Source organism: Methanosarcina sp. 2.H.A.1B.4 (genome assembly GCF_000979385.1).
Lineage (GTDB): Archaea > Halobacteriota > Methanosarcinia > Methanosarcinales > Methanosarcinaceae > Methanosarcina.
In genome coordinates, this window is sequence record NZ_JJOV01000069.1 from 1 (window position 1) to 2,194 (window position 2,194).

2 protein-coding genes, 1 rRNA gene and 3 pseudogenes are annotated in these 2,194 nt (G+C 40.2%); 1 reads left to right on the forward strand and 5 read right to left on the reverse strand.

Annotated elements, in window-relative coordinates; translation table 11 throughout:
* The first annotated feature begins 23 nt into the window (after positions 1-23).
* Positions 24-145 (forward strand): 5S ribosomal RNA (rrf, locus tag EO92_RS10625).
* Between the two features lie 145 nt (positions 146-290).
* Here rrf and EO92_RS18560 read toward each other — a convergent pair.
* The 5 genes and pseudogenes from EO92_RS18560 to EO92_RS10640 form a co-directional block, all read right to left on the reverse strand.
* Positions 291-452: a DUF1670 domain-containing protein gene (locus EO92_RS18560; protein WP_235283294.1), complete on the reverse strand. Its 162-nt coding sequence runs from the start codon at positions 450-452 to the stop codon at positions 291-293.
* 30 nt (positions 453-482) lie between these two features.
* A pseudogene (locus EO92_RS18970) lies at positions 483-671 on the reverse strand (hypothetical protein); the annotation flags it as partial.
* A 556-nt stretch (positions 672-1,227) separates the two neighbouring features.
* Entirely contained in the window at positions 1,228-1,365 is a 138-nt protein-coding gene (locus tag EO92_RS18570) for a DUF1670 domain-containing protein (RefSeq protein ID WP_235283296.1), read from the reverse strand.
* Between the two features lie 101 nt (positions 1,366-1,466).
* A pseudogene (locus EO92_RS18575) lies at positions 1,467-1,778 on the reverse strand (DUF1670 domain-containing protein); the annotation flags it as partial.
* Between the two features lie 184 nt (positions 1,779-1,962).
* Positions 1,963-2,194 (reverse strand): annotated as a pseudogene (locus EO92_RS10640) (2-isopropylmalate synthase); the annotation flags it as partial.

Sequence of the window (2,194 nt, forward strand, 5' to 3'; positions counted from 1 at the left end):
CATATCCCATTTATAAGGTAGAGCTTGGCGGCCATAGCGGCAGGGCAACTCCTGTACCCATTCCGAACACAGAAGATAAGCCTGCCCACGTTCCTTACTGTACTGAAGTGTGCGAGCCTTCGGGAACTCTGGATCGCTGCCAAACTCACCCTATACTACTTCAAATCTATTCTGAATATTGTTTTTTCTGAATATTGTTTTTCTGAAATTGTTTTTCGATACTGATTTTTACTAAACTCCCAATCGACCGATAGGCATCCAGACCTACCATAGTTTGTTTCACCCATCAGTCATTCCCCCTCATTTAAAATTCTTCTATATTCTTCTACCAGGGACTTTCCCATTCCCAGAATTTGTGCTATTTCCTCAATTTTCATCGTTTTGCTTAGTTTTTCTACTTTCTTATATGCTTTAATGTACCTGTCACATGCTTCTTCCGTGTGATTTGTCATTCTTACAATATCTGAAGTTTGATTCCCTTCCTATATAACCTGAGGATAATCCTCTTGTGAGTTATTGCTCTTCCAATGTCCTGGATAATCCCTCTTGTTGGCAGTATCTCCCCTGTTCTTTGCATATACTCTTTTGCCTGCTTGCTCACAGTACCTGTAGAAACATTGAGCACCTGTAGAAACATTGAGCAGATATGCCATCTCAGAATGCGTAAGTAGTGCTTCCTGTTCATATGCCTCTTTGAAGAGCCTCCTATTTTTGTTTTCATAATCTCCTTAGAATAGCCTGCCTTCTTCATCTCCAGATCCTCTTTGGAAATCCGGGTCAAAACAATAGGTTTCAACGGTGTTTTCTTACTATTTTTACCGTAGTTCGGCTTCCCCAAAGCCTTCACTCCATATCATAGAATTTATCCCACTTCCAGTTTCCCTGGATCACGATAAGATTTCCTCACAACTTCCACGAGATCACTGGCAAACATTTCCTGTATTTTGTCACCAGGCTATAAACTGGTAATCTTTCTGTATCAGATCAAGGATCGAACCTTTCAGGGAGTTTGTTACCTTTGTTTCGATCATTGAAGGGACTTTCATGTGTTCCATCTCCCTGAATCCGTCTTTAGAATTGTTTCCTCGTTTTTTCTGTTGATTTCTTTTTTTCCAAAAATGCTGTGAAGCTGGTCTAAACGCTCTTGATATTCCTCAGTAGAATAGGTTTGATCAATTCCTTGTATTCCCGAATTGTTTTTTCTGAGATGCCTGTTATAATCCTGAGTTATTCATCATCAAATCCTTCCTCCGTCATCACCAGTATTCTTTCAAAGTCCTTCCCATAGCGCATGATGGCTTCGCCACTATGTTTTGTCTTTCTTTTGATCTCAGTATATTCATAACCTTTGAGGTAAAGCTCCATAATTTTTTTTCGTGTGGCTTATCCCAGGACCTATGTACTTCCATTTTTCCTCTAGTTGGCACCAATTCTCCCTTCTTTTCCAGCGATGTTATATGCTGTGAAATTGTCCTTGTGCTCTCTTCAAGAAGGATTGCTATGTCGGCCTGGGTAATTAGGGCACCCTGAGCATATGTTTCACTACTGATGCGTTTGATCCTTTTATCTAACAACTCCTGCTTATCTTTGACAGCACAGTCATCAGGGCCATAAATAGTAATTTTTATGGGAATCAGATTCATTTCATCTACTGGTATGTCAGGAGGAACGTCTTTAGAAACTGCATGAAAGATAATCTGGCCTTCTTTGCGCTGGCTGCTGAAATATAAGGTCAAAATAAGAAAGGAAAAGTTCAAATAATGATCTGCAGATAGCATGAGGAAATGAATAATCGTGCATGAGTTCGTTGTAAAGCTGGGTCTGTAATTGACGATTAAAAATTGAAAGATATTCTTTTGGAATTTATACGAACATGAGGACCATCAATATTGCTTTGGTGGCAAGAATAGATAAACAATTGGTCAAATGGGGGTATTTAATTGATCAGCATTTCTTCTGATTTTCAGCTTCAATGTCTTTTATTTGTCTGTACATTGCAGATGGAACCATGATTCTTACCGTGTCTGGCACGTTAATGATATCGCATCCTGCCTCCTGGACCGCCTTGAAAACCTCTATGAGATATGCGGGGTCGGTTCTGGTGGCATCCATTGCAGAAAACATGCACTTCAGCCCCTGGTCTTTGATGTACTGGACAGCTTCCACAGCCAGTTGAATTACTTCTTCCTGGCTC